General features: G+C 63.5%; 21 protein-coding genes and 1 tRNA gene. 19 read left to right on the top strand and 3 right to left on the bottom strand.

The window, feature by feature from the left end; genetic code table 11:
- The first annotated feature begins 208 nt into the window (after positions 1–208).
- The 14 genes from B5G03_RS01165 (at position 209) to B5G03_RS01100 (ending at position 16,028) form a co-directional block, all read left to right on the top strand.
- Entirely contained in the window at positions 209–1,564 is a 1,356-nt protein-coding gene (locus B5G03_RS01165; RefSeq protein WP_242962240.1) for an MATE family efflux transporter, read from the top strand.
- A 27-nt stretch (positions 1,565–1,591) separates the two neighbouring features.
- Positions 1,592–2,716: an immunity protein Imm33 domain-containing protein gene (locus tag B5G03_RS01160; protein WP_087179986.1), complete on the top strand. Its 1,125-nt coding sequence runs from the start codon at positions 1,592–1,594 to the stop codon at positions 2,714–2,716.
- 198 nt (positions 2,717–2,914) lie between these two features.
- The gene (locus B5G03_RS01155; RefSeq protein WP_087179985.1) at positions 2,915–4,255 is read left to right on the top strand and encodes a cysteine peptidase family C39 domain-containing protein; all 1,341 of its coding nucleotides are present in this window, start codon (positions 2,915–2,917) and stop codon (positions 4,253–4,255) included.
- A gap of 92 nt (positions 4,256–4,347) precedes the next feature.
- Positions 4,348–4,944 carry a cytidylate kinase-like family protein gene (locus B5G03_RS01150; protein ID WP_087179984.1) on the top strand — a complete coding sequence of 199 codons (597 nt, stop codon included), beginning with the start codon at positions 4,348–4,350 and terminating at the stop codon, positions 4,942–4,944.
- Between the two features lie 324 nt (positions 4,945–5,268).
- Positions 5,269–5,745 (top strand): peptidylprolyl isomerase, encoded by a 477-nt coding sequence (locus B5G03_RS01145; RefSeq protein WP_087179983.1) that lies wholly within the window; start codon positions 5,269–5,271, stop codon positions 5,743–5,745.
- Complete coding sequence (locus tag B5G03_RS01140) at positions 5,742–6,191, top strand: GtrA family protein (RefSeq protein ID WP_087179982.1); 450 nt, start codon at positions 5,742–5,744, stop codon at positions 6,189–6,191. Before B5G03_RS01145 ends, B5G03_RS01140 begins: the two co-directional genes overlap by 4 nt.
- Positions 6,192–6,310: 119 nt before the next feature.
- Positions 6,311–6,631 carry a PadR family transcriptional regulator gene (locus B5G03_RS01135; protein WP_087179981.1) on the top strand — a complete coding sequence of 107 codons (321 nt, stop codon included), beginning with the start codon at positions 6,311–6,313 and terminating at the stop codon, positions 6,629–6,631.
- A complete protein-coding gene (locus tag B5G03_RS01130) occupies positions 6,628–7,317 on the top strand; it encodes a DUF1700 domain-containing protein (protein ID WP_087179980.1) in 690 nt (229 codons plus the stop codon). Before B5G03_RS01135 ends, B5G03_RS01130 begins: the two co-directional genes overlap by 4 nt.
- Positions 7,314–8,210 carry a DUF4097 family beta strand repeat-containing protein gene (locus tag B5G03_RS01125; protein WP_087179979.1) on the top strand — a complete coding sequence of 299 codons (897 nt, stop codon included), beginning with the start codon at positions 7,314–7,316 and terminating at the stop codon, positions 8,208–8,210. The genes B5G03_RS01130 and B5G03_RS01125 overlap by 4 nt, the downstream gene beginning before the upstream one ends.
- A 139-nt stretch (positions 8,211–8,349) precedes the next feature.
- The gene (locus B5G03_RS01120; RefSeq protein WP_087179978.1) at positions 8,350–9,543 is read left to right on the top strand and encodes an AfsR/SARP family transcriptional regulator; all 1,194 of its coding nucleotides are present in this window, start codon (positions 8,350–8,352) and stop codon (positions 9,541–9,543) included.
- Positions 9,544–9,717: 174 nt separating this feature from the next.
- The gene (locus B5G03_RS01115; RefSeq protein ID WP_087179977.1) at positions 9,718–10,425 is read left to right on the top strand and encodes an ABC transporter ATP-binding protein; all 708 of its coding nucleotides are present in this window, start codon (positions 9,718–9,720) and stop codon (positions 10,423–10,425) included.
- Between the two features lie 3 nt (positions 10,426–10,428).
- Positions 10,429–14,118 carry an FtsX-like permease family protein gene (locus B5G03_RS17960; protein ID WP_087179976.1) on the top strand — a complete coding sequence of 1,230 codons (3,690 nt, stop codon included), beginning with the start codon at positions 10,429–10,431 and terminating at the stop codon, positions 14,116–14,118.
- A gap of 442 nt (positions 14,119–14,560) precedes the next feature.
- On the top strand, positions 14,561–15,661 hold the full coding sequence (locus B5G03_RS01105) for an HD domain-containing phosphohydrolase (protein ID WP_343286874.1): 1,101 nt from the start codon (positions 14,561–14,563) through the stop codon (positions 15,659–15,661).
- Between the two features lies 1 nt (position 15,662).
- Positions 15,663–16,028: an Hpt domain-containing protein gene (locus B5G03_RS01100; RefSeq protein ID WP_162613307.1), complete on the top strand. Its 366-nt coding sequence runs from the start codon at positions 15,663–15,665 to the stop codon at positions 16,026–16,028.
- Between the two features lie 108 nt (positions 16,029–16,136).
- Here B5G03_RS01100 and B5G03_RS01095 read toward each other — a convergent pair whose 3' ends face one another.
- Positions 16,137–16,796 (bottom strand): HD domain-containing protein, encoded by a 660-nt coding sequence (locus B5G03_RS01095; protein WP_206423586.1) that lies wholly within the window; start codon positions 16,794–16,796, stop codon positions 16,137–16,139.
- Between the two features lie 213 nt (positions 16,797–17,009).
- On the opposite strand from B5G03_RS01095, the gene rpoN reads away from it, so the two are divergent.
- Together rpoN and B5G03_RS01085 are read left to right on the top strand one after the other, a co-directional pair.
- On the top strand, positions 17,010–18,419 hold the full coding sequence (rpoN, locus tag B5G03_RS01090; RefSeq protein WP_087179973.1) for an RNA polymerase factor sigma-54: 1,410 nt from the start codon (positions 17,010–17,012) through the stop codon (positions 18,417–18,419).
- 85 nt (positions 18,420–18,504) lie between these two features.
- On the top strand, positions 18,505–18,966 hold the full coding sequence (locus B5G03_RS01085) for a spore coat protein (RefSeq protein ID WP_087179972.1): 462 nt from the start codon (positions 18,505–18,507) through the stop codon (positions 18,964–18,966).
- A 171-nt stretch (positions 18,967–19,137) separates the two neighbouring features.
- On the opposite strand, the gene trxB is transcribed toward B5G03_RS01085, so the two are convergent.
- Together trxB and B5G03_RS01075 are read right to left on the bottom strand one after the other, a co-directional pair.
- Positions 19,138–20,064: a thioredoxin-disulfide reductase gene (gene trxB / locus B5G03_RS01080; RefSeq protein WP_087179971.1), complete on the bottom strand. Its 927-nt coding sequence runs from the start codon at positions 20,062–20,064 to the stop codon at positions 19,138–19,140.
- A 3-nt stretch (positions 20,065–20,067) separates the two neighbouring features.
- Entirely contained in the window at positions 20,068–20,388 is a 321-nt protein-coding gene (locus B5G03_RS01075; protein WP_087179970.1) for a thioredoxin family protein, read from the bottom strand.
- Between the two features lie 371 nt (positions 20,389–20,759).
- Here B5G03_RS01075 and B5G03_RS01070 point away from each other — a divergent pair, with 371 nt between their 5' ends.
- From B5G03_RS01070 to B5G03_RS01060, 3 genes are all read left to right on the top strand, one after another.
- Positions 20,760–21,221, top strand: coding sequence for a 2-thiouracil desulfurase family protein (locus tag B5G03_RS01070; protein ID WP_087180125.1), 462 nt, complete (start codon positions 20,760–20,762; stop codon positions 21,219–21,221).
- A gap of 15 nt (positions 21,222–21,236) precedes the next feature.
- Positions 21,237–21,578: a DUF1622 domain-containing protein gene (locus tag B5G03_RS01065; RefSeq protein WP_087179969.1), complete on the top strand. Its 342-nt coding sequence runs from the start codon at positions 21,237–21,239 to the stop codon at positions 21,576–21,578.
- Between the two features lie 136 nt (positions 21,579–21,714).
- Positions 21,715–21,790: transfer RNA gene (locus tag B5G03_RS01060), tRNA-Pro, on the top strand.
- Positions 21,791–21,795 lie beyond the last annotated feature (5 nt).

Raw genomic sequence — 21,795 nt, 5'->3', positions numbered from 1 at the left:
CGTTGTGGGTTTATATTTAGGATATATTATCAGTATAGCAAACAAAGGGCAAAAAACAATAGGTTTTGTGTAAAATTAAAAAGAAAGTTTTACCTCCCCTCGCCCGCCCCGGCGGCGGCTGCCCTTGCAATTGGCCGCCGCGGGGCCTAAAATTGAATGGAACGATCAAGAAAACGGTGAAAAACCGGATGTGAGGGAAGTGTTTTGTGTGGCGCAAGCGGCGTGTGAAACGCGCGTGCAGTTTACCCGGCGGGATCTGGCCCGGCTGCTGGCCCCGCTGGTGGTGGAGCAATTTCTGGCGGTAACGGTGGGCATGGCGGACACGATGATGGTGTCCTACGCGGGCGAGGCGGCCATCTCGGGCGTGTCGCTGGTGGATATGCTGAACGTTTTGATCATCAACATTTTTGCAGCGCTGGCCACCGGCGGCGCGGTGGTCATCAGTCAATACCTGGGCGCGCGGGACATGCCCAGCGCAAAAAACAGCGCGGGCCAGCTGTTCCATCTGGCGGCGCTGGCGGGCGTGGGGGTCATGGTGCTGGCCCTGGCCTTTGCCCGGCCGCTGCTGCACCTGCTCTTCGGCCAGATCGAGCCGGAGGTGATGGATGCGGCTCTCTTATATCTGCGCATCTCGGCGGCGTCCTACCCCTTCATTGCCCTGTACAATGCGGGCGCGGCGCTGTTCCGCAGCATGGGCAACAGCAAGATCAGCATGCAGGTGAGCATTCTGATGAACGCGGTGAACGTGGCGGGCAACGCCATCTGTGTGTTCGGCCTGGGAATGGGCGTGGCCGGTGTGGCCCTGCCCTCGCTGGTGGGCCGCGCCATGGCCGCGGGCCTGATTTTGTGGCGGGCCTCCAACCCGGCCAATCTGGTGCACGTGCAGGCCGCTCAGTGTCTGCGGCTGAAAAAGGGGCTGGCGCTGCGGATTCTGAACATCGGCATCCCCTCCGCCTTCGAGAACAGTCTGTTCCAGCTGGGCCGGGTGCTGGTGGTGAGCGTTATCTCGGTGTTCGGCACGGCGCAGATCTCCGCCAACGCGGTGGCCAACAACCTGGACAGCATCGGCTGCATCCCGGGCCAGGCCATCAGCCTGGGGCTTATCACGGTGGTGGGCCAGTGCATCGGCGCCCAGGACCAGAAGGCCGCCATCGGCTACACCAAAAAGCTGGTGGGCCTGACCTATCTGGTGGACGGCGCGCTCAATCTGCTGGTGATCCTGGGCATGCCGCTTTTGCTGGGGCTTTACAACATCTCGGCGGAAACCCATGAGCTGGCCTGGCTGCTGGTGTTCATCCACTGCGCCTGCGGCATCGTGCTGTGGCCGGTGGCCTTCGTGCTGCCCAACGCCCTGCGCGCAGCCAACGACGTGCGCTTCACCATGCTGGTGAGCATTGCCAGCATGATGATCTGGCGGCTGGGCTTCAGCTATGTGCTGGGCATCGGCTTCGGCATGGGGGCCGTGGGCGTGTGGATCGCCATGGTCATCGACTGGGTCTGCCGCAGCGCCTTCTTTGTGGGGCGGCTCGCCAGCGGCAAATGGAAGACAAAATACCGCGCCTGAACGGTATCATAAAAAAGGAGAACACACATGAATGTATTCAATCACAAGCGGCCCCTGCGCCGGGACAATTACGACCTGGCCGGGGCGCTGCTGGAATTTCTGGACCGGATGAAAGCCCAGGGTCAGGGCGAAGCCGCCCCCTGCGAGCCGGACCGGTTTGCTCTGCTGCTCACCGGACCGGCGGCCCTGCGCAAGGTGCCGGGCATCCCAGGGGCCATGGGCGCGGATACCCTGTTCCTTTGCAGCCGGGACGGCGGCGACGCTGCCGCGGTGCGGGAGCACTGCCGCAAGCTCTACAGCGCGGACGACGCGGCGGGCCTTGCGGCCTTTGCGGAAAAGGAATACAACACCCAGAACGACTACACCCAGTTCCGCAGCTTCTGGAAGGGTCGTCCCTGCTTTGACATGAGCGCGCTGGACGCGCGGGGGAAATTCCTTTTCACCGCCTGCAAGGATTTCGCCGAGCTGCTGGCCCCCATCGCCGGGCGCAAGGGCTTTTTGGCCTTCGACTGCGCCGAGCGGCTGGGCATGTGGCGGGCGGCTTTGGCGGCGGGCATCATCACCGAGGAGGAGTTCTGGCAAAAGGTCCGGCCGCTGGCTTCTGCTGCTTCCGACCGGTACGACAGCTTCCTGGAATACGCGGCGGGCTACCTGTGCGGCGCCTGCTACGACATGTTCCGGGGCCAGATGGCCGAGGAGGGCAAGGTGGACAAGGAGGAGATGCGCCGGTATGTGGAGCTGAACTGCCGGGTGCTGGAGCAGCTGCTCACCGGTCCCTGGCGCGCCGCGGCCTGGTACAAGCGCCCGCCCAAGCAGTATAAGCTTTCCCCCGGCCAGCTCAAGCCGGTGCTCACCGGCTATGAGGGCGGCGACAAGGTGGCCTGCATCGCCAGCGACCGCATCACTGTGGACGGGATGCCGGTGGGCTATCTCTACCGGGAAGCGCCGCTGGACCCCAATGCGCCGGACAGCGGCTGGCGCATCTTCGCGGGGGACGAGAGCCCCGATTACATGGCGGACGCCGCCCATTTTGAGTTTTATCACCTGAACACCATCTGCAACTACGACGATTCCATTCTGGAGCTGCTGAACGCACCCGCGCCCGCCGCCTTCCGGCGCGCCGGGGACGGCTGGCAGCAGGAAGAGCGCTGAGCCTTCTGCCCGGGGCCGGTTCCCAAAACCGGCTCCGGGCATTTTTGTGGGCATAGAGGGCAAAATACCGTGCAAATTATACAAAGAAGTGGGCGCAAACAGGCGTTTTGCTTGACAGAACGCCCCGGAAAGGATAGGATAAAAGTAGAACGCGGGGCGTATAAAAATAACGCCTCCAGACCGGAAAGGATTGGCTCTATGCTGAAAAACCTGTATCTGATGAGCGGCACCGACGCCTTCACCAAGGGCGGGCTGGACAACGTGGCACTGACCGAGAACGCCGTCTGCCTGGAGCAGACCGGCGGGCGGTATGTGCTGTACGGCTGCTTCACCTCGCCGGAGATCCGCTTCCCGGCCTTCCGTCAGCTGACCGTGAGCTGGAACGCCGAGACGCCCAAGGGCACGGTGGTGGAGGCCCAGGCCCGGGTACTGGTGGACGGCGAGTGGACCGGCTGGCTGACCCTGGGCAAGTGGAGCCCCTACATCCGGCGCGAGAGCCTGCATCAAGAGGCGGCAAAGCCCGCCTATGTGAGCGGCGATACCATCCATGTCCCGGCGGGGCGGGCCAGCCTTGCCCAGCTGCGGATCTACCTTTATACCAACGACGAGCAGCTCACCCCGCTGGTGCGGCTGCTGGCCGCCAGCGTGCGGCCGGTGGACTGGCACTGGGAAACCGCCGAGCCCTACAGCCGCCTTTTGCGCCTGCCGGCCTACAGCCAGCAGCTGCGGGACCCGGTGTTTGCGGGGAGCATGAGCGCCGCGGTGACCCTGGCTTCCATGATCAACCGCTGGGGCCAGGACGCCCTGCCCGAGGAGCTGGCCTGGGGCATGCGGGATTACGCCCTGGGCGACTGCTTCAACTACGCTTTCATGACCGCCCTGGCCGGAGGCTACGGCTACCAGGCCTACCGGGCCTATCTGGACCCGGCATCGGTGTGGCAGCAGGTGAAGGCGGGGCATTCCATCGGGCTGCGCATGCACTACGCGGCCGACAGCGAGGACGCCGCCCGTCTGGGCCTGCCGCTGCTGCCGGGGGCCTTTGCCACCGGAGCGGACCAGTGCATGGCCCTGCGGGGCTTCGAGCTGGAAAACGGCCAGGTGTATGTGCTGGTGAACGACAGCCTGGCCCCCACCGACCGCCAGGCGGAAGCCCGCTATCCGGCCAAGGAGTTCTGGGCCGCCTACAGCGGCGAGGCGGTGATCATCACCGGCAAGCACCCCGGCGAGGACGAGGGCCATCCCATCCGCCGCCGGGCCGGGCTGCGGGCGCTGGAGCAGCTGGGCTGCTATCTGTTCCAGAGCGCCGAAGGGGAGGATATGCCCCTGCCCGAGGATTTTGAGGGTACGCTGGCCTGCACCGTGCCGGACGGCGTGGCCCACGCCACCACCGCCCACAAGGCCTTCCACTACCTGACCCGCACCGAGGAGGGCGCGGTGCGTCTGCCGCCGGAGCTGCTCAGTGAGGCGGGACGTCTGACTGTGTACGCCATTGATTCCAGCGGCGGCGGTCTGGTGGGCGAGGTGCACACCGGAAGCTGACCGGCCATTCTGAAAGAAAGCGGCACACTGTTTCATGCCGCGCGAAAATAAAGCCACAAGGCGGAAACACCGCCATAAAGGGGGTCAATTGTATGAAGCGCAACATCATCACCATCAGCCGTGAGCACTGCACCGGCGGTCTGGACATCGCCCGTAAGGTGGCCCAGGATCTGAACATCCCGTTCTACGACAAGGAGCTCATCACCATGGCCGCCAAGGAGAGCGGCCTTTCCGAGGAGTCCATCGCGGCGGTGGAAAAGCGCCACTCCGCCAGCCTGCTGTACAGCCTGTACACCATGGGCGGCGATCTGCCGCTGAACGATCAGGTCTACATCATCCAGTCCCACATCGTTTCCCAGCTGGCGGAAAAGGGCCCCTGCGTGATCGTGGGCCGCTGCGCCGACTACGTGCTGCGGGACCGGCCGGACGTGCTCAAGGTCTTCCTGCACGCCACCATGGACTTCCGCAAAAAGTTTGCCCTGGCGGCGGGGGATTTCGCCCCCGGCACCGAGGACCGGATCATGGAGCTGAGCATCCAGAAGGAGGATAAGCGCCGCGCCTCCTATTATAATTACTACACCCAGAACCGCTGGGGCGAGGCACAGTATTACGACATGTGCCTGAACGCGGCCCTGGGCATTGATGCCTGCGCCAAGCTCATTGAGCAGGCCGCCCAGCTGGAGGGCTGATTTTTCCCTGTGCCCGGCGGAAAAAGTATGTTATAATAGCCGAAAAGGGCGGCCCGGCGTACGGCTGTGCGCCGGGCCGCCCTTCGGCAACACCGCATAATTCACGCCTAACGGCTCAGGCGGTGTGTCGCGCCAAAATTTTCCGTGCTATTTTCCAAAAATGCTCGCCAATCCACCAAGGATTGGCTGCGCTTTTTGGTTCATATCACAAAAAGTTTTCCGGCGCGCTCCACCACCTGGAATTGTGCGGTGCTGCCTTTCTTTTTTGCGCGGGCGTCCGCTGCGGGCGCTCCATGAAAAAACAAGGAATGGAGAGATTTTACTATGGTACGCATCACCATGGAAAACGGCAAGACCATCGACCTGGAGCTGGACGCCCAGGCCGCACCCATCACCGTGGAGAACTTCCTCAAGCTGGTGAACGAGGGCTTCTACAACGGCCTGACCTTCCACCGCATCATCCCCGGCTTCATGATCCAGGGCGGCTGCCCGGACGGCACCGGCATGGGCGGCCCCGGCTGGCACATCAAGGGCGAGTTCGCCCGCAACGGCTGGAAGAACCCCATCAAGCACGAGCGCGGCGTGATCAGCATGGCCCGCGCCATGGACCCCAACTCCGCCGGCAGCCAGTTCTTCATCATGCATGAGGACGCTCCCCATCTGGACGGCGGCTACGCTGCCTTCGGCCGCGTGGTCAACGGCATGGACGTGGTGGACGAGATCGCCAACACTCCCACCGGCTTCCAGGACCGCCCCGTGACCCCCGTTGTGATGAAGACCGTGGAGGTCATCGAGGGATGATCGAAAAGCTGAAAGGGCTGATCGAGAAATATTACGAGCAGCTGGCCTACCTGTTCTTCGGCGGTCTGGCCACGCTGCTGAACATCGTGCTGGCGCTGGTGTTCCGCTGGATGGGCATGCCCACCACCTGGAACACCCTGCTGGACAATGTGATCTGCATTCTGTTCGCCTACTGCACCAACCGCATCTGGGTGTTCCGCAGCCACAGCAAAGGCATGGATGCCCTGCGGGAGTTCGCCTCCTTCATCGGCTGCCGTCTGGGCACCCTGGTCATGGACGTGGCCATCATGTGGGTGGGCGTGGACCTGATCGGCGCGGCCCTGGTTCCGGAAGGCTGGCAGGGGCTCTGGTTCCTGGCGGTGAAGCTGTTGGACCAGGTGCTGGTCATCCTGTTCAACTATATTTTCTCCAAGCTCATCATCTTCAAAAAGGGACAAAACAGCTGACGCACAAGAACAGCTCCGGGAACACCCGGGGCTGTTCTTTTTTGTTCACATAATATTATATTGACATTTAATATTATACGAAATATAATATTATCAGAAACAGAAAGGGAGGCGACGGCGTGGCGTTCAACAACGGAGCGGCGCTGATGGATGCGCTGGTGCTGAGCACGGCGGCGAAGGAACCCACCTACGGGTACCGGATCACCCAGGATGTGCGCAGGATCATGACGGTGAGCGAGAGCACTTTGTACCCGGTGCTCCGCCGCCTGCAGAAGGAAGGGTACCTGGAAACCTACGACCAGGCGTTTGCCGGGCGCAACCGCCGGTACTACCGGCTCACCGAGGCGGGAGCCCGGGCGCTGGCACAGTACCGGGCGGAGTGGACCGAGTATAAAAAGCAGATCGATTCCATGCTGCTGGAGGGGGAAGAGAACCAATGACGAAACAGGAATTTTTGCAGCGGCTGAGCCGTCTTCTGGCGGATGTGACCGTAGAGGAACGGGAAGAGGCCCTGCGCTACTACGAGGAATATTTTGACGAGGCAGGCCCCGAGCAGGAGCAGGCGGTGCTGGCCGAGCTGGGCAGCCCGGAAAAGGTGGCCGCCATCATCAAGGCCAACGTGCCGGGCAGCCGCATCCCGCCCCGCTACCAGGCGCCGGGCGCCGGACAGACGGCGGGTCCAGCAGCGGGCGCGGCCCAATACGCGAATCCGCCCCAGTATCCGGGCGCGGCCCAGAAAAACGACAACCGCACCCTGTTCTGGGTGGCGGTCGTGGCGGCGGCGCTGATCCTGTCGCCCCTGTGGCTGAGTGTGCTGGGTACCGTGCTGGGCTTGCTGGCGACGGTGGTCATCACCGGGGCCGCGCTGGTCTTCAGCGGTGCGCTGGTGGTGATCGCGGGCGTCGTGGTGGTGGTCAAGGGCTTTCTGACCATCTGGACCGGCGTGGGCACCGCCCTGCTGGTGGCGGGCCTGGGCGTGCTGGACATCGCCCTGGGCTTTGCGATGCTGGGCGTCGGGTTTGCGCTGTTTATGCTGCTGGTCTGGCTCTGGCGCATGACCGTGCGGGGCTGGAACTGGGCGAAAGCAAAGCTGGAACAGAATAAGGCAGGGGGGAATGAGCAATGAAACGTCTGGTAAAATACTGCTTCCTGGCGGCGCTGGGGCTGCTGATCCCCGGCATCCTTCTCTGCGCGCTGGGCGCTATTACGGGCGGCGTGTGGAGCGACGCCTTCCGCCGCAACAACCTGATTTCCGGCACAAAGCCCATGTGGGGCTGGCACTGGGAGTGGGACAGAGACGATGAGAAGTGCTGGTCCGGCATTGCTGCCGATTCGGTGGCGGTGAATGACCCGTCGTTTTCTCTGGCGGGTTCGGGAGACCGGCAGATCCCCCACAGCACCGGCGACGTGCAGCGGCTGGACTTCACCGTGGAGGCGGGCCGTCTGGAGCTGACCCTGGGCGATGATTTTGCGCTGAACACCGGTGGCTGCGACGGCATCCTGGTGGACAGCAGCCGAGAAAACGGCGTCTGGACGCTGACCGTGCACTCGGACCACAACCACAGCCGCAGCCACGGCGACGGCGACGTGGTGGAGGTGGTGCTGCCCCGGGACGCCTGGTACGATGCGGTGGAGCTGGAGTGCAGCGCCGGGAGTATCACCGGCGAGGAGCTGGACTGCGGGAATCTGGAAGTGGATGTGCAGGCGGGCAGCGTGCAGCTGCGCCGGGTGCAGGCCGATTCCATGGACCTGAGCGCCGACGCCGGCAGCGTGGATGTGAGCGGCACCGTGAATGGCGAGGCGAAGGTGGAGGTGAACGCGGGCAGCGTGACCCTGCGCACCCCCCAGCCGGAGCAGTACGGCTACGCGCTGGAATGCAACATGGGCCAGGTGGAGCTGTTTGGCCAGGTTTCCTCCTCGCTGTACAAGCGGGTGGTGGAAAACGAGGACCAGCGTCCCTTCTTCGACCTGGAGGTGAACACCGGCAAGGCCGTGGTACGGGCGGAAGACACCCTGTAATCAAACAAGCAAAAGGCCCGGGGCCATGCCCCGGGCCTTTTAATCATACAAACCGGCTATACAAAACGTCCCAAAGCCGGTATAATGGGAAAAAACAACAGCGCCGGAGCCCTCGCGGGCGGCGCGGAAGGAGCGGAGCATGGAGCAGCACAGCATGCGGGTGGAGACCTTTGGCGGGCTGGCCGTCTGGCTGGACGAGAAGCTTCTGGTGCGCCGGGGCGAACGCATCAACAAAAATCTGGAGCTGCTGGCCCTGCTGGCGCTGAATGGGCGCGCGCCCCTTTCCAACGAGGCGCTGGCCGGTCTTTTGTGGACCGAAGAGGAGAGCCACAACCCGGCGGGCGCGCTGAAAAACGCCGCCTACTCGCTGCGCCGTCTGCTGGAGCAGCGGGGCGTGGAGCGGGAGCTGGTCACCGTGGAGGACAAGCAGTATCGCCTTGCGCCGGACCTTGCGCTGGAGGTGGACCTGTGGCAGGCGGGGCGGCTGGCCGAGCAGGCGGTGAACCAGCCGGACAAGGCCCTGGCCCTGGCGGCCTGGGAGGAGCTGGACGGCATCTGCTGCGGCGATTTTCTGCCCCAGCTGGCGGACCGGCCCTGGGTGGCTGGGCAGGCGGCCCTGGTGCGGGACGGCTGGCTGGCCGCTGCCCGGCGGGCGGCGGCGCTGCTGCTGGAGGACCGGGACCGGGCGGGCGCGCGCCGGGCGCTGGCCGTGTGCGGCGAGGCGCTGCTGCTCTTCCCGGACGACATGGAGCTGCAGATCGTGCGGTTTGCGGCCATGCAGGAGCTGAACATGAAGGCGGCGGTGCGCAGCCAGTATCCGCTTTTGACCGAGATGCTCATGAAGCGGCAGGGCCAGGCCCCGCCGGCCCGGCTGCGGGCCATCCATCAATGGGCCACCGAGGGCGAGAGCCGGGGCCGGGAGGAGATGCTGCGCATCCGCCAGAAGCTGGAGGGCCACGAGAAGAACGCCCCTCCGGGCCCCTATTTCTGCGAGTACGACCAGCTGCCCATGCTGTATGCCATGGCCCGGCGGCAGGCGGCCCGCACCGGGCAGACCGCGGTGCTGCTGCTGGTGGGCGCGGGCGGTCAGCCGGGCGCGGCCGGCGCCGGGGCGGACCAGGAGCTGCGTTTTCTGCTCAGCCAGGCCCTGCGCCGGGGCGATGTGTGCTGCCGCTACGGCCACGACCAGTATCTGGCTCTGCTGATGCTGGCCGACCCCGCCCACACCGGCGCGGTGGAGAGCCGTCTGCGGGCGGGCTGGAAGCCGGTGAACGGCCGGCTGGAGCTGACCTTCGACTTCGGCGGACCGCTGCCCCAGATCCACGGCGAATAATCTTTGCCCCCGCCGGGAACGGCGGGGGCTTTTTTGCGTTCCGACTGGAAAAATTTTGGGCGGATTTCTTAAAAATTTCATGAATTGTACCCGGATTGTTGGTTGTGTGGCCGAAAAACTTTGTTTATAATAAAGGTAATCACAGGGGAGCCATTCCCCCAAAGGAGCGACGCAATGGAACGGCATTTTGTGGAATTCGACAACGTGTGTAAATATTACCAGATGGGTGAAAACCGCATCGCGGCGGCAGATCACGTCTCGTTTTTCATCAACAAGGGAGAATTCTGCGTGATCGTGGGGCCTTCCGGCGCGGGCAAGACCACCGTTCTGAACATGCTGGGCGGTATGGACGGCTGCGACGAGGGCCGCATTTATCTGGACGGCCAGGAGGTGAGCGCCTATAACCAGAAGCAGCTCACCCGCTACCGCCGCTACGATGTGGGCTTCGTGTTCCAGTTCTACAATCTGGTGCAGAACCTGACCGCGCTGGAGAACGTGGAGCTGGCGGGCGAGATCAGCAAGGAGCCGCTTCCCGCCGAGCAGACCCTGCGCCAGGTGGGGCTGGAGCACCGGATGGACAACTTCCCGGCCCAGCTTTCCGGCGGCGAGCAGCAGCGGGTGTCCATCGCCCGGGCGCTGGCCAAAAACCCCAAGATCCTTTTGTGTGACGAGCCCACCGGCGCGCTGGACTACAAGACCGGCAAGCAGGTGCTGGCCCTGCTGCAGAACACCTGCCGCCAGACCGGCCGCACCGTCATCGTGATCACCCACAACTCCGCCCTCACCGCCATGGCGGACCGGGTGATCCACATCCGCAACGGCCAGGTGGCCGGTGTGGAGGTGAACGAGAACCCCACCCCCGTGGAAAGGATCGAGTGGTAAATCATGAAACGTACATACCGCAAAACGGTGGTGCGCACCATCCGCCAGAGCCTGAGCCGGTTTCTGGCCATTTTTGCGATTGTGGCCCTGGGCGTGGGCTTTCTGGCGGGTCTGCTGGCCACCACGCCGGATATGCGCTATTCCGCCGACCGCTTTTTCGACGAGACCGACCTGTTCGACCTGCGCATCGTGGGCACTCTGGGCCTGACCAACGAGGATGTGGAGGCGGTGCGCGCCATCGACGGGGTGGAGCAGGTGATGCCCGCCTACTCGGCGGACGCTATCGTGAACACCCCCTCCGGCGACGGACTGGTCGCCCGCATCCAGAGCGTGCCGCTGGACCAGATCGAGGAAAAGGAGCCCCAGGGCTACCTGAACCGGATGGAGGTGGTGGAAGGCCGCCTGCCGGTGAAGGAGGACGAGTGCGTGGTGGAGGAAGGCTCCGACTATCACGCCATGGGCTTTTCGGTGGGCGACACCCTGACCATCTCGCCGGATAATGAGGACTGGGAGGACACCTTCACCCGCAAGGAGCTGAAGGTGGTGGGTGTGGTGAGCACCAGCGCCTATTTTTCCATCGAGCGGGAAAGCGCCAGCGTGGGCGACGGCACCGTGGACGTGGTGCTCTACACCGGCGAACAGAACTTCGCGCTGGACGTGTGGACCGACATCTATGTGCAGGTGGAGGGCGCCAAGGCCTATGACAGCCTCACCGACGCCTACACCGATTATGTGGACCTGACCGCCCAGAAGATCGAGGACATCAGCGGCGAGCGCAGCCGCATCCGCTATGAGCAGGTGAAGACCGAGGCCGAGGAGGCCCTGGCCGATGCCACCGCGGAATATGAGGACGCCAAGGCCGAAGCGGAGCAAAAGCTGGCGGACGCCGAGGAAGAGCTGGAGGACGGCCGCAGCGAGATCGAAGAGAACGAGAAAAAGCTGGCAAGCGCCCAGAAGGAGATCGAGGACGGCCAGGCTGAGCTGGATGCCAATAAGGAAAGCCTGCCCGGCACCCTGACCGCCCAGCAGCAGCAGCTGGCGGACGCCCAGGCCAAGCTGATCGACGCCAAGGCGGAATATGAGGCGGGCGTGGCCCAGGTGGAGCAGAAGAGCCAGGAGCTGGCGGATGCCAAACAGCAGCTGGAGCAGGCGAAGCAGCTGGTGGAGCTGCTGGAGCCCACCCTGACCAAGGCCCAGGAAGCCCTGCCCGAATTGCAGGCCCGGGTGGATGAGCTGCAGCCCACGGTGGACAGCGCCAAGCAGCTGGCCGACCAGCTGGAGGCCGCCCGCGCTGAGGCCGAAACCAAACGGGACGAGGCTTCCGCCAATCTGGACGCGGCCAACACCGAATTGACCAATGCCCAGGCGGCCATCGACGCGGCCCGGGGCGAATTGACCGAAGAGGAATGGGCCGCCCAGAAGCCCGAGGAGGCCGCCCCGCTGCTGGCGGCCCGCACCGAGGCCGAGGCCAGGGTGCAGACCGCCCAGACCGAGCTGGACACCGCCCAGCAGGCACTGGACCTGGCGGCCAGCCAGGCCGAGACCGCCCGCAGCCAGGCGGACGCGGCCCAGGCCCTGCTGGACGAAGCCAACAGCGCGCTGGCCGAGGGCCAGCAGACCCTGAACGATACCCAGGCCCAGCTGGACGAAGCCAAGGCCCAGATCGCGGAAAACGAGCCCAAGATCACCGAGGGCGAAAAGCAGCTGGAGGACGCCAAGGCTCAGCTGGAAGAGGCCAAAAAGCAGATCACCGAGGGCGAAAAGCAGATCGCCAAGGGCGAGAGCGCCCTGAGCATGGCCCCGGGCCTTGCCCAGCTGGAGCTGGAGCTGGCCCAGGAAAAGCTGGATTCCGCCAGGACCGAGCTGGAGGACGGCACCGCCCAGCTGGAGGACGCCAAGCAGCAGCTGAGCGAGGGCGAGGCGGAATACGCCGAGCAGAAAAAGAGCGCCGAGGAGCAGCTGGCGGACGCCAAGCAGCAGCTGGACGACGCCCAGAATGAGATCGACGAGCTGGAGGAGCCGGAATGGTACCTGCTCACCCGGGACGAGAACGTGAGCTTCGCCTCGCTGAAATCCAACGTGCAGAAGGTGGAGGCCATTGCCCGGGTGTTCCCGGTGTTCTTCTTCCTGGTGGCGGCGCTGGTGGCCCTGACCACCATGACCCGCATGGTGGAGGAGGAGCGGCTGCAGATCGGCACCATGAAGGCGCTGGGCTACAGCAAAAAATCCATCATGGCAAAGTATGTGATCTACGCCATGACCGCCACCGTCGCGGGCTGTGTATTCGGTTTGCTGGTGGGCTTCAATCTGTTCCCCACCGTCATCTGGAATGCCTACTCCATGATGTATACTCTGCCGAAGATATACTGTTTGTTTAATTTTCCCTATGCGGCCATCGCCTCGGGCGCGGCCATCCTGTGTACCCTGGCGGCCACATTGAACGCCTGCTGGGCCACCCTGATGGAGACCCCCGCCACCCTGATGCTGCCCAAGGCCCCCAAGGCGGGCAAGCGCATTCTGCTGGAGCGGGTGCGGCCGGTGTGGAAACGGATGAAGTTCACCCACAAGGTCACCGCCCGCAACCTGTTCCGCTACAAAAAGCGGTTCTTCATGACGGTGGTGGGCATCGCGGGCTGCACCGCCCTGCTGGTGACCGGCTTCGGCCTGCACGATTCCATCAGCGACATCGTGAACAAGCAGTTCGGCAAGGTGTTCACCTACGACTTCACCGTGAGCGTGCGGGACCCGGAGGAATTTGAGGGCAGCGAGCTGGAAGAGGTGCTGGGGGATTCCTCCCTGGTGACCGACTGGACCCTGGTGCACCAGGAGCAGAGCGAGAACGAGTTCGGCGACATCACCTTCGAGACTTATCTGTTCGTGCCCCAGGAGAGCAGCCGCATCGGCAGCTTTGTGGACCTGCATGAGCGGGTGAGCGGCGATGCGGTGCCCTTCTCCGAGACCGGGGTGGTCATCACCGAGAAGATGAGCGAGCGGGCGAACCTTTCGGTGGGCGACACCGTGAACCTGGAAAACAAGGACGGCCGCACCGGCACCTTCCGGGTGGACGGCATCGTGGAAAACTACGTGGAGAACTACGTGTACATGAGCGCCGAGACCTATGAATCCGGCTTCGGCGAAGCGCCGGAGTTCGATCTGGTGCTGGGCCACGCGGCGGACGATTCCGCCGATGGACGGGCCGCTTTGAACAGCGTCCTGCTCAAGACCGAGGGCGTGGCGGGCGTGAACCAGATCAGCGATCTGAAGAACACCTTCAGCGGCATGATGCAGAAGATCGACATCATCGTGGTGGTGCTGATCGTTTCCGCCGGTGTGCTGGCCTTCGTGGTACTGTACAACCTGACCAACATCAACATCACCGAGCGCACCAAGGAGATCGCCACCATCAAGGTGCTGGGCTTCTACGACAGCGAGGTCTCCGCCTACGTCTACCGGGAGTCGGTGGCGCTTTCGATCATCGGCACCCTGGCGGGCCTTGTGCTGGGCATTTTCCTGCACATGTTCGTGATCCACTCGGTGGAGGTGGACGCGGTGATGTTTGGCCGAACCATCAAACCGCTGAGCTACGTGTTCAGCGCTCTGCTCACGTTGCTGTTCAGCGCGCTGGTGAACCTGGTGATGCACCGCAAGCTGCGCCACATCAGCATGGTGGAGAGCATGAAAGCCCCGGAATGACCGGAAAATCCCCCTTTTAGCCGGGGTGACATAAGAAAACGACGGTTCTGCCGTAGGATTTTGGCGCACAAAATGTTCAAAGGGTCGGGCAAGCCACCAAGGCTTGCTCCGCCCCTTTTCGCACTTTCTGCATCCAAAATCCTGGGGCAGAACTGCTTTGCACCGGAAAAGGTCCGATTTTGATGGGAGTGCAAGGAAAAGGCCCGCAGGCACCCTTGGTGGTTGTCAAGGGGCTTTGACGCTGCAATCCCGCGAAAGCGGGCTTTTTCCGGCGCCGTTTTCTTATGTCACACCGGCTTTTAAACGAATTTTGAAAGGGTTACAAAGATTTGATTTGACGGGACACAGCGGTACATACTATAATAGTAAGTAAGGGGCGCGGGGCCTTAGCCCTGCGCCCCCTTTTTGCAGAAATCTGCAAACCGGAAAGGAAGTGAACCCTGTGTTCCCGTCAACAATGATGCAGGCAGATCCCGCAGCGCCGGAGACCCTTCTCATCGTGGACGACGACGAGCTGAACCGGGCGATTCTGGAGAATATATTCGCCGGGCAATACCGCATCGAGCAGGCGGAAAACGGCCGCCAGGGTCTGGAGATTATTCTGGCAGACCCGAGCCGGCTGTGCGCCGTGCTGCTGGATGTGATGATGCCCGAGATGAACGGGCTGGAGGTACTGCGGGAGCTGGATGCCCGCGGCCTCACCGAGCAGGTGCCGGTGTTTCTGATCACCGCAGAGACCGGCGACGAGATGATGAAGGAAGCCTACGGCCTGGGCGTGATGGACGTGATCGGCAAGCCGGTGGTGCCTTATCTGGTGCAGCGCCGGGTGGGCAGCGTGGTGGAATTGTTCCGCGCCCGGCGGCGGCTGGGCAGCGTGGTGGAACGCCAGAAGGACGCTCTGCTGGCCCAGGCAGGCCGGATCATCGAGCTGGGCCACGGCATGATCGCCTCGCTGGCGGCGGCCATCGAGTTCCGCAGCGGCGAGTCCGGCGACCATGTGCGCCGGCTGCAGCGCATCACCCGGGAGCTGCTCACCCGCACCGAGATGGGTGCGGGCATGAGCGAGCAGACCGTGGAGGACATCGCCCTGGCGGCGGTGATGCACGACGTGGGCAAGATCGCCATCCCGGACGCCATCCTGAACAAGCCCGGCCGCCTCACGGCCGAGGAGTTCGAGGTGATGAAGACCCACACCATCCAGGGCGCAAAGCTTTTGGAAAACATTCCCCAGATGCGGGACCACAGCGCCTACGAATACGCCATCGACATCGCGCTCCACCACCACGAGCGGTGGGACGGCCGGGGCTATCCCCACGGCCTGAAAGGGGACGAGATCTCGGTGGGCGCGCAGATCGTCTCGCTGGCGGACGTGTACGACGCCCTGGTCAGCCCCCGAGTCTATAAGGCGGCCTTTTCCCACGAAAAGGCGCTGGAGATGATTCTGAACGGGCAGTGCGGCGTGTTCTCGCCCCGGCTGCTGGAATGCTTCCGGCAGGTGCATCCCCAGATCCGCGCGCTGTATGAAACGAAGGAGGAAGGCTGAGATGAACCCACAGACCCAGGCGATTCTGGAGCAGGGCGGCGTGGACGTGACCGGCGCCCTGGGCCGTTTTATGGGCAGCGAAGCGCTGCTGGAACGCTTTTTGAAGCGCTTTTTGCAGGATGAGACCCTGAGCGCTCTGCAAGCGGCACTGGACGCGGGCGATGCGGAAGCCGCCGCAGCCGCCGCCCATTCCCTGAAGGGCACCAGCGGCAATCTGTCGCTGAATGTGCTGTTTGAGCGCTCCACCGCCCAGCTGGGCCAGCTGCGGGCCGGAGACCTGGAAGGGGCCCGGCAGGCCATGGCCGGTGTGACCGAGGCTTACACCGCCGCCGTCGAGGCCATCCGCGCCGCCTATGGCGAGGGCTGAGCCGCCGCAAAAACCGAACAACAAAAAAGCGCCTGTCCGGCGTTCCCAAAAGGGGAACATGCCGGGCAGGCGCTTTTGTTTTTTGTTCTGGCTTTTGGGCCGGGCGGCTCACAGGAGGGTCTGGCCGTTCACCACCAGCCGGAAGGCAAGGCCCAGCTTGTCCGCCGCCTTGCGGCAGAGCAGCATCCGGTCCATGAAAATTTCAAAGTAGTCGATCACCGGCGAGATGGCGGTGTCGATGGTCAGCTCCAGCAGCACCGCGCCGTCGTCGGTGAGGGTGGTGGACGCCTTCTCCACCGCGTAGTTCACCCGGTCGTGGATGTCGAACTGGGCCGGGTCCTTGGTGCGCACCCGGCTGCGGCGCACGTCGGTCTTGTCGGCCAGGATCAGCGCCGCCGCCACCGGGTTCACCGGGTAGGCAGTGGCCTCGTCGTGGTTGCCGATGGCCGAGCACACGGTGGCGATCTCGTCCGCCTCCATGCCCAGATTGTCCAGAATGCGGAAGGCCATCACCGCGCCGGACTGGGCGTGGTCGATCCGGTTGATCACGTTGCCGATGTCGTGCATGTAGCCCGCGATCCAGGCCAGCTGGCAGGTGCGCTGAGAGTAACCCAGATGGGTCAGGATCTTCTCGGCAAAATGGGCCACACGGGCCACGTGGGCGGTGCTGTGTTCGGTGTATCCCATGGCGGCGAGGGTGTCGTCCGCCCGGCGGATGTAGGTTTGAATCTGTTTGTTTTCCTTGATGTGGTGGGGGGTGATGATCATGGTGCGCCTCCTTGGCGGCAAAAAAATTACGAGTATACGTTATTATAGCATGGCCATGTGAAGGGGATATCATCGCCGGGTAAAGCTTTTGTTAAAAAAGGGTGGGGCGATTTTTGTGCATAGCGACGAAGGAATGCGCAAAGCTTGCCGGAATATGTGGAAAACGCTATAATAATAGCTGACTACGGACCAACGGAAAGAGAGTGGAAGAGCATGGAACTGATACAGCAGCAGGAGCAGCGGCAGGTACTCAGCCAGGGGCTGCGCCATTCGCTGGAGATTTTACAGATGCCGGTGCTGGAATTGCAGGAGTTTTTGCAGGAGAAGGCGCTGGAGAATCCGTTGCTGGAACTGGAGCTGCCCGAAGAGATGCACCTGCCGGACCCGGCGGAGCCTGCCGCCGAGGAGAACGGCGGCGAGGCGGACCGGTGGGAGGCCACCGGCAGTGAGAGCGCCGCGGTGTGGGACCTGCCCGCCGGAGGGGGCCTGGGCGAATGGGGCCGTGGCGGCGACGGGGAATGGGACCGGATGGCCACGCTGGCCGACCCGGCCGACCGGGGCGAGAGCCTGACCCAGGCGCTGCACGAGCAGCTGCTGCACCTGCCCCGCCTGTCCGACGAGCTGCGCCGCCTGGCGGATTATCTGGCGGAATGTCTGAACGAGAACGGTTTTCTGGAATTCTCGCTGGAGGACCTGGCCGCCGACCGGGGCGTGAGCGTATTTGAGATGGAGCAGGCACTGTATGTATTGCAGAGCCTGCAGCCCGCGGGCGTGGCCGCCCGCACCCTGCCCGAGTGTCTGGTGTTACAGCTGGCCCAGACCAAGGATTTCAACGAGCACACGGTTCGCCTGGTGCGCCAGGGGCTGGAGCTGCTGGCCAAAAACAACATGACCGCCATTGCCCGGCTGCTGGAATGCACCCCGGCCCAGGCCCAGGCGGCGGCCAAGGCGGTGCGGGCGCTGAACCCCCGCCCGGCACAGGGGTACGGCGCGGGGCCGCTGGCCTATCAGATCCCGGAGGCGGTGTTCCGCCGGGAGAACGGCCAGGTGACCATCGAGCTGGAACGGCGGCTGGCCCCCCGGCTGCAATTGAACGAGCAGAACTGCACGCTGCTGCAGGAAAGCGGCACCCCCGAGGCCAGGATCTATTTAAAGGAGCGCCGCACCGAGGCCCAGCAGCTGCTGCGGGCGGTGGCGGAGCGGGAGAGCACCCTGGTGCGGCTGCTGCGTCAGCTGGCCCAGGACCAGCAGGACTTCTTTTTGCGGGGCGGGCCGCTCAAACCCATGACCCTGACCCAGATGGCCCGGAGCCTGGGGCTGAGCCTTTCCACCGTGAGCCGTGCGGTGCAGGGCAAGACCCTGCAGTTTGAGGGCAAAAGCCTGCCGCTGAAGCGCTTCTTCTCCGCCGGTGTGCCGGTGGAGGGCGGCCAGGTGAGCAGCGAGAGCATCAAGCGCCAGCTGCTGCGCTTTGTGCAGGCCGAGGACCCGGCGAAGCCTTTGTCCGACGAGGCCCTGCGGGCGGCGCTGGAGGCGGTGAACCTGCCGGTGGCCCGGCGCACCGTGGCCAAATACCGGGAGGAGCTGGGCATTCCCAGCTCGTCGGCCCGGCGGCGGGTGGAGTAAGACGCATAATTCTCCCTTTTCTGAGGCATACTGATGCCAGAAGCCCGGAGCATCGGGCCTTTTTGAGAAAAGGAGAGGACGCGTCATGAACCTGACCAAAAAGGAGCAGAGCCTTTTGAAGGACCTGCAAAACGAGGAAAAGACCTGCGCCGAGAAGTACCACAAGGCCGCCGAGGCTGCCTTTGACCCGGCGCTCAAGCAGATGTTCGCCCGGCTGGAAAAGGCCGAGCAGAACCACTACGACACCGTGACCGGCATGCTGGCGGGCGAGACCCCCACGTTGAAGCCGGGCCAGAGCCAGAATGCCAAAAAGGCCCAGCCCGAGCCCCAGCGGGCGCAGGTGAGCCGGGCCGAGAAGAAGAGCGACGCCTATCTGCTGGCGGACGTGCTGGCCACCGAGAAGTTCGTTTCCGGGGTGTACAACACCGCGGTGTTTGAATTTTCCGACCCGGCGGCCCGCAGCGCGCTGACCGCCATCCAGCAGCAGGAGCAGCAGCACGGCAAGGAGATCGCCGACTACATGACCGCCAACGGTCTGTACTGCTGAACAAAATCAACAAACAAGGCGGCGGCCGTTCCCGAGTTTCAGGAACGGCCGCCGCCTTTTGTTTGGGGAAAAGAAGAAGGAAATTTCGCGGGTTTTCCACTGGGCAGCGCCCGCAGTGTGGAAAACCGGAAAAGGAAAAAAGCAAAACGTCAAAATGGAACAGGGGATCAATCAGTCCAGCCCGTTCAGGTACTCCTCCAGGTATTTGCTGGCGGTGGCGCCGTCGGCCACCGCGGTGACCACCTGGCGCAGGGGCTTGGTGCGCACGTCGCCGATGGCGAACACGCCAGGCTGGCTGGTGCGGCAGCTCTCGTCCGCCACGATGTAGCCCTGGCGGTCCAGCTCCAGCTGGTCCTTCACCAGCCAGGTGTTGGGCTGGCGGCCGATGGCCACGAACAGGCCGTCCACCGGCAGCTGGCTTCCCTCGCCGGTTTTGGTGTCGGTGAGGGTCAGGCCGGTGAGGGTGCCGTCCACCTCAAAGCCGGTGACCTGCTTGTTCCACAGAAACTCGATGTTCTCGGCCTTTTCCAGCGGCTTCAAATAGCTGCGGGTTGCGCTGAGGGTATCCCGCCGGTGAATCAGGTACACCTTTTTGCAGAGCTTGGAAAGGGTGAGCGCGTCCTCAGCGGCGGAGTTGCCGCCGCCGGCCACGGCCACGGTCTTGCCCCGGTAGAAGCCGCCGTCGCAGGTGGCGCAGTAGGCCACGCCACGGCCACGCAGGCCGTCCTCCCCGGGCAGGCCCAGGGGGCGGGGGTCCGCACCGGTGGCGAAGATCACGGCCTTCGCCCGCAGGGTGCCCTCGGTGGTGGTCAGGGTCTTTTCCGGCCCGGCCAGCTGCACCGCGGTCACCTGAGCATACAAGGTCTCGCTGCCGAATTTCTCCGCCTGCTGCTGCATGGTCATGGCCAGCTCAAAGCCGTCCACGCTCTCCACGAAGCCAGGGTAGTTTTCAATGGCGTTGGTGGTGGCCATCTGGCCGCCGGGGCTGAGCATCTCCACCACCAGAGTGGAATAACCCGCCCGCACCGCGTACAGCGCGGCGGAATATCCGGCGGGGCCGCCGCCCACGATCACAACGTCCCACAGTTTTTCCATCATGGCTCACACCTCCTGACCGGCCAGCCACTCCTTGATCTGAGCGGCGGTGGAGGGGGCCACCAGGGCCGGGCCGTGGCTGCCCTTCTGGAACAGCAGCAGGGTGGGGATGGTATCTACTTTAAAGCGCTCGGCCAGAGCGGGCTCCTCGTCGATGTTCACGGCGGCGATGGCGGGCATGCCCTCGTCGGCGCTCATGCGCTGCAGCACGGGAGCCAGGCGGCGGCAGTAGCCGCACCAGGGAGCGGTGAACTCCACCAGCACCGGGGTGGCAGATTCGATCACGGTTTTTTCAAAATCCTGGGTGGTAACAGAAAACATTGCCATAAAAAACGACCTCCTTAAAGGTTCGGGATACATTCGATTGGTTTCTTCGTTCTTATCCTATCATTAAAATGGGTAAAACTCTGTAACAAAGTCATAGAACCTCTTTTCGCCGGGCAATTCCGTATGGTATAGTTATAGACAAGGCAACACCGCACAATTCACGCCTAGCGGCTCAGGCGGCGTATCGCGCCAAAATTTTCCGTGGGATTTTCCAAAAATGCTCGTCAAGCCACCAAGGCTTGTCTGTGCTTTTTGGTTCATCCCGCAAAAAATTTTCCGGCGCGCTCCACCACCTGGAATCATGCGGTGCCGCCTAGGAAAGCAGGGCGTTCATGCCCGAAGCAAAAAAATCGAAACGCGGGGTGGAGAAGATGAAGCTGCTGGTATCGGCGTGCCTTTTGGGCTGCGCCTGCCGGTATGACGGGGCCGCAAAACAGAACGGGCCCCTTGTGCACTGGCTCAAAAGCCATGACTGCACCCCGGTGCCGGTCTGCCCGGAGATCTACGGCGGCCTGCCCACCCCCCGCACCCCCGCCGAGCGGCAGGGCAGCCGGGTGGTGAACCGGGACGGGCAGGATGTGACCGCCCAATACGAAAAGGGCGCGGCCGAGGCGCTGGCCCTTGCCCGGCTGGCCGGGTGCGAAGCGGCGGTGCTGAAAGCCCGCAGCCCCTCCTGCGGGTGCGGGGCGATTTACGACGGCAGCTTTACCGGTACATTGGTGCCGGGCAACGGGGTGGCCGCCGGCCTGCTTTTGGAAAACGGCCTGCCGGTGTTCAGCGAGGAAACGCTGGACCGGCTGGACCAGTGGGCGCAAAGCCGACACAGCGAATAAAAAGGAGAGAACACAATGGAACTGTTGAACGAGGTGCTGCACCTGATCGTGGAGGCCGCCATCCTGTTGTTTGAGTTCATGGGCGTGGCGGTTCTGATCGCCGCTGGCATCCGGGGCATCTGGAACTATCTGCGGCGGGACCCCCTGACCCGGCTCAAGCTGGCCAAGGGCATGGCCATGGGTCTTGAGTTCAAGCTGGGCAGCGAGATTCTGCGTACCGTGGTGGTGCGCCAGATGAGCGAGATTTTGATCGTGGGTGCGATCATCGTGCTGCGGGCCGCGCTGACCTTCCTGATCCACTGGGAAATCAAGAACGAGGAGGCCGAGGTGGAGGCCAAGCTGGAGCACCAGCAGTAAGCGGAATAAAATCTGATTTTGCGGGGTTTTCGGGCCCCGCAAATTTTTTTAAAATTTTTTGCAAAAAGGTGTTGACACCTGGCCCAAAATTGAGTATACTAATCAAGCACCCAACGAACAGGGGCCCTGAACACAACGGGGTGTAGCGCAGCTGGTAGCGCGCCTGCTTTGGGAGCAGGATGCCGTGGGTTCGAATCCCGCCACTCCGACCAATACT

It is taken from the genome of Gemmiger sp. An50 (assembly GCF_002161595.1).
Taxonomy (GTDB): Bacteria; Bacillota; Clostridia; order Oscillospirales; family Ruminococcaceae; genus Allofournierella.
Note: the sequence above shows the minus strand (reverse complement) of the source record. Positions and strands in the feature narration are given on the sequence as shown.

What these genes read in the sequence shown, in the direction of transcription:
- B5G03_RS01160 (WP_087179986.1), top strand. Translation starts at nt 1,592, where the DNA reads ATGAATGTATTCAATCACAAGCGGCCCCTGCGCCGGGACAATTACGAC.
- B5G03_RS01155 (WP_087179985.1), top strand. Translation starts at nt 2,915, where the DNA reads ATGCTGAAAAACCTGTATCTGATGAGCGGCACCGACGCCTTCACCAAG.
- B5G03_RS01150 (WP_087179984.1), top strand. Translation starts at nt 4,348, where the DNA reads ATGAAGCGCAACATCATCACCATCAGCCGTGAGCACTGCACCGGCGGT.
- B5G03_RS01145 (WP_087179983.1), top strand. Translation starts at nt 5,269, where the DNA reads ATGGTACGCATCACCATGGAAAACGGCAAGACCATCGACCTGGAGCTG.
- B5G03_RS01140 (WP_087179982.1), top strand. Translation starts at nt 5,742, where the DNA reads ATGATCGAAAAGCTGAAAGGGCTGATCGAGAAATATTACGAGCAGCTG.
- B5G03_RS01130 (WP_087179980.1), top strand. Translation starts at nt 6,628, where the DNA reads ATGACGAAACAGGAATTTTTGCAGCGGCTGAGCCGTCTTCTGGCGGAT.
- B5G03_RS01125 (WP_087179979.1), top strand. Translation starts at nt 7,314, where the DNA reads ATGAAACGTCTGGTAAAATACTGCTTCCTGGCGGCGCTGGGGCTGCTG.
- B5G03_RS01120 (WP_087179978.1), top strand. Translation starts at nt 8,350, where the DNA reads ATGGAGCAGCACAGCATGCGGGTGGAGACCTTTGGCGGGCTGGCCGTC.
- B5G03_RS01115 (WP_087179977.1), top strand. Translation starts at nt 9,718, where the DNA reads ATGGAACGGCATTTTGTGGAATTCGACAACGTGTGTAAATATTACCAG.
- B5G03_RS17960 (WP_087179976.1), top strand. Translation starts at nt 10,429, where the DNA reads ATGAAACGTACATACCGCAAAACGGTGGTGCGCACCATCCGCCAGAGC.
- B5G03_RS01100 (WP_162613307.1), top strand. Translation starts at nt 15,663, where the DNA reads ATGAACCCACAGACCCAGGCGATTCTGGAGCAGGGCGGCGTGGACGTG.
- B5G03_RS01095 (WP_206423586.1), bottom strand. Translation starts at nt 16,796, where the DNA reads ATGATCATCACCCCCCACCACATCAAGGAAAACAAACAGATTCAAACC.
- rpoN (WP_087179973.1), top strand. Translation starts at nt 17,010, where the DNA reads ATGGAACTGATACAGCAGCAGGAGCAGCGGCAGGTACTCAGCCAGGGG.
- B5G03_RS01085 (WP_087179972.1), top strand. Translation starts at nt 18,505, where the DNA reads ATGAACCTGACCAAAAAGGAGCAGAGCCTTTTGAAGGACCTGCAAAAC.
- trxB (WP_087179971.1), bottom strand. Translation starts at nt 20,064, where the DNA reads ATGATGGAAAAACTGTGGGACGTTGTGATCGTGGGCGGCGGCCCCGCC.
- B5G03_RS01075 (WP_087179970.1), bottom strand. Translation starts at nt 20,388, where the DNA reads ATGGCAATGTTTTCTGTTACCACCCAGGATTTTGAAAAAACCGTGATC.
- B5G03_RS01070 (WP_087180125.1), top strand. Translation starts at nt 20,760, where the DNA reads ATGAAGCTGCTGGTATCGGCGTGCCTTTTGGGCTGCGCCTGCCGGTAT.
- B5G03_RS01065 (WP_087179969.1), top strand. Translation starts at nt 21,237, where the DNA reads ATGGAACTGTTGAACGAGGTGCTGCACCTGATCGTGGAGGCCGCCATC.